Here is a 6,855-nt window from a genome sequence, read left to right as displayed (position 1 = left end):
ATCTCGATCGCGTACCCGTTGGGCACCGCCTGCCCCGAGACCCGCACCTTGGTGTGCGGGGGCGAGAACGACGTCGCGTTCTCGATCAGCTAAGGGCAGCGGGCGCTCGGTGGTCGAGCGCACGGGCAGCCGGGCGCCGCGCTCGGCGGCGGTGTGGATAGTCTCCATGACGTCGAGGACGTGGAAGGCCAGCGCCGCCGAGGCGCGGTGGGCGCGGCCCTCCTCGATGCCCGCGACCATCTCCGCGACGCCGATCCCGCGCGAGTCCGTCGACCAGGGCGTGCGCAGCGGCTCCTCCCGCCAGCCCGCGTCGTCCCGGCCGCGGGTCAGCACCGGCCCGCCGAAGTGGTTCGGGTCGTCCAGCACGATCGTCCCGGTGCTCCCGTAGATCTCGATGCCGTGTGGGATCGTCGAGGCGGGCACGTCGAAGCTGAAGATCGCGGTGACGGTGGCGCCGGCCGCGAACTCGAGCACCGCGCTCACGTGCGTCGGGACCTCGACGGGGATCTCCCGGCCGGCCGGGGTGCGGCGCGTCGGAAACCCGCGACCCGCCACCGCGCTGACGGCCGCCACCGGGCCGAGGAGGTTGACCAGCGCCGTCAGGTAGTACGGGCCCATGTCGAAGAGCGGGCCGCCGCCCGGCTGGTAGTAGAAATCCGGCGCCGGGTGCCAGCGCTCGTGTCCGGGGGAGAGCATGAACACCGCGCCGGAGAGCGGCGTGCCGATCGCGCCCTCGTCGAGCAGCGTGCGGACCGTCTGGACGCCGGCGCCGAGGAACGTGTCCGGGGCGCTGCCGACGCGTACCCCCGCCCGATGCGCCTCCGCCAGCAACGTCGCGCCATCGGCCGCCGTCAGCGCCAGCGGCTTCTCGGCGTAGACGTGCTTGCCCGCCCGGACCGCGGCCAGCCCCACCTCGACGTGTGCGATCGGGATCGTGAGGTTGACCACAAGCTCCACGGCCGGGTCGGCCAGCAGGTCCTCGACCGTCCCGGCGGCCGGCACGCCGTGCTCCGCCGCGCATGCCTTGGCCCGCTCGACGTCGAGGTCCGCACAGCGTACGACCTCGGTGTTCGGCAATCGGGTCAGGTTCTTGAAGTAGATCCCACTGATTTTCCCGCACCCGATGACGCCGATCCGCATGGGCGGATGTTAGCCCCCTCCGCGGCCTAGGCTTCAGTCATGACTGAGCATTTCGATCTCGTCGTTCTCGGCGCGGGCCCGGGCGGCTACACCGCCGCGGTCCGTGGCGCCCAACTCGGCCTGCGGACCGCGGTCGTCGAGGAGCGCTACTGGGGCGGCGTGTGTCTCAACGTGGGCTGCATCCCCTCCAAGGCCCTGCTGCGCAACGCCGAGCTCAACCACATCTTCAGCCAGGAGGCCAAGACCTTCGGCATCAACGTCACCGGCGAGGTGACCTTCGACTACGGCGCGGCGTACACCCGCAGCCGGAAGGTCGCCGACGGGCGGGTGCGCGGCGTGCACTACCTGATGAAGAAGAACAACATCACGGAGATCAACGGGCGGGGTACGTTCGTCGACGCGCACACCATCGCCGTGGGTGACCAGACCGTGACGTTCGACAACTGCATCATCGCGACCGGCGCCTCGACCCGGCTGATCCCGGGCACGTCGTTGTCGGAGCGGGTGGTGACCTACGAGGAGCAGATCCTCAGCTCCGAGCTGCCCTCGTCGATCGTGATCGCGGGCGCCGGTGCCATCGGGGTCGAGTTCGCCTACGTGCTGCACAACTACGGCGTCAAGGTCACGATCGTCGAGTTCCTCGACCGGATGCTGCCGCTGGAGGACGAGGAGGTCTCGGCCGAGCTGCTCAAGCGCTACAAGCGGCTCGGGATCGAGGTGCTGGTCGCGACGAAGGTCGAGTCGGTGTCGGAGTCGTCCGCCGGGGTCCAGGTGACCGTGTCCAGCACCGAGGGGCAGACCCGGGTGATCGAGGCCGACAAGCTGCTCCAGGCGATCGGCTTCCAACCCAATGTCACCGGGTACGGGCTGGAGAACACCGGCGTCGCGCTGACCGCTCGCGGTGCGATCGAGGTCGACGCGCGGGGGCGTACCAACGTGTCCGGTCTGTATGCCATCGGTGACGTGACCGCGAAGCTGATGCTGGCGCACGCCGCGGAGAGCATGGGCGTCATCGCCGCCGAGACGATCGCCGGCGCGGAGACCATGGAGCTCGACTTCGTGATGATCCCGCGGGCGACGTTCTGCCAGCCGCAGGTCGCGAGCTTCGGCTACACCGAGGAGCAGGCCCTGGCCGCTGGCTACGACGTGCGCGTCGCGAAGTTCCCCTTCACCGCCAACGGCAAGTCGAACGGGCTCGGTGACACGGTCGGCTTCGTCAAGATCCTCTCGGACGGGAAGTACGGCGAGCTGCTCGGTGCCCACCTGATCGGGCCCGAGGTGACCGAGCTGCTGCCGGAGCTGACGCTGGCGCAGCAGTGGGACCTGACCGTGCACGAGGTGGGGCGCAACGTGCACTCCCACCCGACGCTGAGCGAGGCGGTCAAGGAGGCGATCCACGGTCTCGCGGGCCACATGATCAATATGTGAGCACGACTCGCCGGTAGTGGGTTGACGCAGCGTTGCTGGGCGACTCCAATGCGAGGAGCGTCAATGTCGTCGCTCTTGCTTGGGGGGTCGTCCGATGCGTCCACGCTGGCGGACCGCTGTCGTCGCGGTGTTGGGCCTGGTCTCGTGCTTCTTCGCGACACCGGCGCTCGCCGACCACACACCGCTGCCCGCCCAGGTCACGCTGGTCGGGTCCCTGCAGTCCGAGCTCGGGTGCCCCGGCGACTGGCAGCCGGAGTGCGCGCAGACCGCGCTCGCGCCGGTGGCCGGGTCGCCGGGGCTGTTCCGCGCGTCCTTCACCGTGCCGGCGGGTTCCTGGGAATACAAGGTCGCGCTCAACGGGTCGTGGGACGAGAACTACGGCGCGGGTGGGGCACCGGGCGGTGCCAACATCCCGCTTGCGGCCCCTGGTGGCGTGCTGACCTTCACCTACGACCACGCGACGCACCGGATCGTCGACGACGCGCCGCGGGCGCTGGGTGCCGAGGCGGCGGCGCACTGGGTGCGGCGCGGGTTGATCGCCTGGCAGCCGCCGGCCGCGGCGGTGCGGTTCGCGCTCTACACCGCGCCGTCGGGCGGGATGTCCGTGGCAGACGGCGCGGTGGTGGGTGGTTCCGCCCATCCCTTGGGCGTACGCGCGGCGGGGTTGCCGTCCGACGTGCGGTCCGCGTTTCCGCACCTGGCCGGGTTCCGCGCGCTGACGGTGCCGGCGTCGGTGCCGGTGGCGTCCGTGCTGACCGGGCAGGTGGCGGTCGCCGCCTTCGACGCGTCCGGTGCGCTGGTCGACGCGACCGGGGTGCAGATCCCCGGCGTGCTGGACGACCTCTACGCCGGTGCCGCTCGGCGGACCCTCGGGGTCTCGTGGTCGGGGCGCGGCGTGCCGTCGTTCGCGCTGTGGGCACCGACGGCGCAGTCGGTGTCCCTGTCGGTCGACGGGGTCGGCACGGTGCCCATGCGGCGAGACCGCGACGGTGTGTGGACGGCGGTGGGTGCGCGGTCCTGGCGTGGCGCGTCCTACGTCTATTCCGTGCGGGTGTTCGCGCCGACCACCGGCAAGGTGGAGACCAACACGGTGACCGACCCCTACTCGGTGGCGCTGACCGCCGACTCGACCCGGTCGGTGCTGGCCTCCCTGTCCGATCCTGCGTTGGCGCCGCCCGGTTGGGCCCGCCTGCGCAAGCCGTCGGCGCCGGCGTTCACCGCGGCCCACGTCTACGAGTTGCACGTGCGGGACTTCTCGATCGGCGACACGACGGTGCCGGCGGAGCACCGCGGGACGTACGACGCCTTCACGGACCGGTCCAGCGCCGGCATGCGGCACCTGCGGTCGCTGTCCTCGGCCGGGGTGACGCACCTGCACCTGCTGCCGGTGTTCGACTTCGCGACGGTGCCCGAGCGGCGGTCCGACCAGGCCGTCCCGGGTTGCGACCTGGCGGCGCTGCCGCCCGCCTCCGAGGAGCAGCAGGCGTGCGTCGAGCCGGTGCGCCCGACGGACGGGTTCAACTGGGGCTACGATCCGTGGCACTACACGACGCCCGAGGGTTCCTACGCGGTCTCGCCCGATGGCGCGGCGCGGACCCGCGAGTTCCGGTCGATGGTGGCCGGCGTCAACGGCGCGGGCCTGCGGGTCGTGATGGACGTCGTCTACAACCACACCACCGCGTCCGGCCAGGCGCCGAAGTCGGTGCTGGACCGGATCGTGCCGGGCTACTACCACCGGCTCACCCTGACCGGGCAGGTCGAGACGTCGACGTGCTGCGCCAACACCGCGACCGAGCACCGCATGATGGAGAAGCTGATGGTCGACTCGGTGGTCACGTGGGCGCGCGACTACAAGGTCGACGGCTTCCGCTTCGACCTGATGGGCCACCACTCGAAGGCCAACATGCTGGCCGTGCGGCACGCGCTCGACCGGCTGTCCCTGGCCCGGGACGGCGTCGACGGCAGGTCGATCCTGTTGTACGGCGAGGGCTGGAACTTCGGTGAGGTGGCGAACGACGCCCGCTTCGTGCAGGCGACCCAGGCCAACATGGCCGGCACCGGCATAGCGACCTTCTCGGACCGCCTGCGCGACGCGGTCCGCGGCGGCGGCCCGTTCGACGCGAACCCACACCTGCAGGGCTTCGGCTCGGGGCTGTTCACGGACCCCAACGGCGACCCGGTCAACGGCTCCCCGGACGAGCAGCGGGCCCGCCTGCTGCTGCAGCAGGACCAGATCAAGGTGGGCCTGGCGGGCAACCTGCGGTCCTACCGTTTCGAGTCCCGCACGGGCGCGGTGGTCACGGGCGCGGAGGTCGACTACAACGGCCAGCCGGCGGGCTACGCGGCGGCGCCGGCCGAGACGGTGACCTATGTGGACGCTCACGACAACGAGACGCTCTTCGACAACCTGCAGTACAAGCTGCCCGCGTCGCTCCCGATGGCCGACCGCGTCCGGATGAACACGCTGTCGCTGGCCACGACGACCCTGTCGCAGGGGGTCGGTTTCTGGCACGCGGGCACCGACCTGCTGCGCTCGAAGTCCCTCGACCGCAACTCCTTCGACTCCGGCGACTGGTTCAACCGCGTCGACTGGACCGGCGGTTCGTCCACGTGGGGCTCGGGCCTGCCGCCGCGCGGCGACAACGAGGCGAAGTGGTCCTACATGCGCCCGCTGCTGGCCGACCCGGCGCTGAAGCCGGCCCCCGCCGACATGGCGGCGGCCGCGACCGGCGCGGCCGACTTCCTGCGGATCGCTGGCTCGTCGCCGCTGTTCGCCCTGCCGTCGGCCACCGAGATCCAACGGCGGGTGGCGTTCCCGATCGGCGGCCCTGACCAGGCGCCGGGCGTGATCGCGATGACCCTGGACGACACCGCGGGCAAGGACGTCGACCGCCGCTGGGAACGCGTCGTGGTCATCTTCAACGCCTCGCCGACCGCGACCACGCAGACGGTCCCGGGCACCGCCGGCCGGCCCTACGCCCTGCACCCGGTGCAGGCCGCGGGCGCGGATCCGGTGGTGAAGTCCGCGCGCTACACAGGCGGCGGCACCTTCACGGTCCCGGCCCGCACGGTGGCGGTTTTCGTGTCGTAAGGCCAGCTTGCGGGCCGCCGCGTCGAGCGGTGTTGTCGTAGCCTCGCGGGCGTGACGGAGGACGAGTTCTTCTCACTGCTGTCGCGCCTGGCCGCCGCGTGGAGCCGCGGGCGCGCGACCGAGGCCGCCGACTGCTTCACCGACGACGTCGTCTACGTCGAGCCGCCGGACCGCCAGCGCTACGTCGGTCGCGCGGAGATCTACGAGCTGTCCGGTGGGGACGATCCGCCGCCGATGACGATGACGGTGCACCAGTTGGCCTTCAACGCGGCCCGACAGGCCGGGTTCGTCGAGTACACCTTTCGGGGACGGCGGCAGTACCACGGCATCGCGTTCGTCGCCGTCCGAGACGGGCGTATCCGCCGGTGGCGGGAGTACCACTACGCCGACGAGCGCGACTGGGCGACCTTCGCCGGCGAGCCGCAGCCCTACCCGGGTGGGTGACATGTGCGGCTCGGCCCGCTAAGGCGTGCCACGATGGGGTGTGCCCCTTTCGCCTGGTTGTCCCCAGTGCGGCGGCACGCAGCGGCTCCTGCTGGCGCCCGGGTTCTGGGAGTGCACGACCTACGGACCCGGTCACGGCCCGACCGCGACCATGACCGGCGGCACCGCCGTGGTCTCACCCGGTCGCGTGTGCGGCCACCGCTACCAGGAGGCGACCGGTGCGGTGCCGCCCGTCTCCTGCGGGTGCGGTCTGTTCGCGGTCGGCACCTGCCTCGACTGCGGCGAGCCCAAGTGCGGCGCCCACGCGATCCTCGGCGACCGGATGTCCTGCACCAGCTGTGTCGCGGCGCGGCGCAGCAGCAAGCGGGCGGGCGCGATCCAGGCCTACCGCGACATCGTCGCCCGCCTGGCCGCGACGCACGATCTGATCGACCGCCGGATCCGCTGCGACCAGTTGCTCGGGCACCTCGCGATGGTCCGGTCGCCGGGCGTGGCCGAGCCATGGTTGACCGAGATCCGCGAGGCGACCGAGAAGGTGCGTCCCGACGAGCCATGGGACAGCGCGGCGGCGGTCGCCTGGTTCCTGGCGCAGGCCGACGCGCGCGGCGTCGGGACGAACGCGACCTGGTACCCGGTCGTCGCCCGCCGGTCGTTGCTCAGGTCCCGTGTCTGACGATCAACCATTGGGGAGGGTGCCCGATGCCGACCACCGCACCACCCACACCGCTGCCCGCAGCCGGTGGCCGACTAGC

General features: G+C 71.6%; 5 protein-coding genes. 4 read left to right on the top strand and 1 reads right to left on the bottom strand.

Going from position 1 to position 6,855, the window contains the following annotated elements; translation table 11 throughout:
* A partial coding sequence (locus AB0H87_RS35485) for a Gfo/Idh/MocA family oxidoreductase (protein WP_360156025.1) occupies window positions 1–1,140 on the bottom strand: 1,140 nt, incomplete at its 3' end.
* A gap of 39 nt (window positions 1,141–1,179) precedes the next feature.
* Between AB0H87_RS35485 and lpdA the strand changes: the two genes are divergently transcribed.
* From lpdA to AB0H87_RS35465, 4 genes are all read left to right on the top strand, one after another.
* On the top strand, window positions 1,180–2,568 hold the full coding sequence (gene lpdA, locus AB0H87_RS35480) for a dihydrolipoyl dehydrogenase (protein WP_360156022.1): 1,389 nt from the start codon (window positions 1,180–1,182) through the stop codon (window positions 2,566–2,568).
* A gap of 94 nt (window positions 2,569–2,662) precedes the next feature.
* Window positions 2,663–5,659, top strand: a complete 2,997-nt coding sequence (pulA, locus tag AB0H87_RS35475) for a pullulanase-type alpha-1,6-glucosidase (RefSeq protein ID WP_360156019.1) — start codon at window positions 2,663–2,665, stop codon at window positions 5,657–5,659.
* Window positions 5,660–5,710: 51 nt separating this feature from the next.
* Entirely contained in the window at window positions 5,711–6,103 is a 393-nt protein-coding gene (locus tag AB0H87_RS35470; RefSeq protein ID WP_360156016.1) for a nuclear transport factor 2 family protein, read from the top strand.
* A 40-nt stretch (window positions 6,104–6,143) separates the two neighbouring features.
* Complete coding sequence (locus AB0H87_RS35465; RefSeq protein ID WP_360156013.1) at window positions 6,144–6,776, top strand: hypothetical protein; 633 nt, start codon at window positions 6,144–6,146, stop codon at window positions 6,774–6,776.
* Window positions 6,777–6,855: the final 79 nt, after the last annotated feature.

Origin of the sequence: Asanoa sp. NPDC050611 (assembly GCF_040654855.1) — a bacterium.
GTDB lineage: Bacteria > Actinomycetota > Actinomycetes > Mycobacteriales > Micromonosporaceae > Asanoa.
Note: the sequence above shows the minus strand (reverse complement) of the source record. Positions and strands in the feature narration are given on the sequence as shown.

Coding starts and splice junctions, on each gene's coding strand:
- lpdA (WP_360156022.1), top strand. CDS start 1,180: ATGACTGAGCATTTCGATCTCGTCGTTCTCGGCGCGGGCCCGGGCGGC.
- pulA (WP_360156019.1), top strand. CDS start 2,663: ATGCGTCCACGCTGGCGGACCGCTGTCGTCGCGGTGTTGGGCCTGGTC.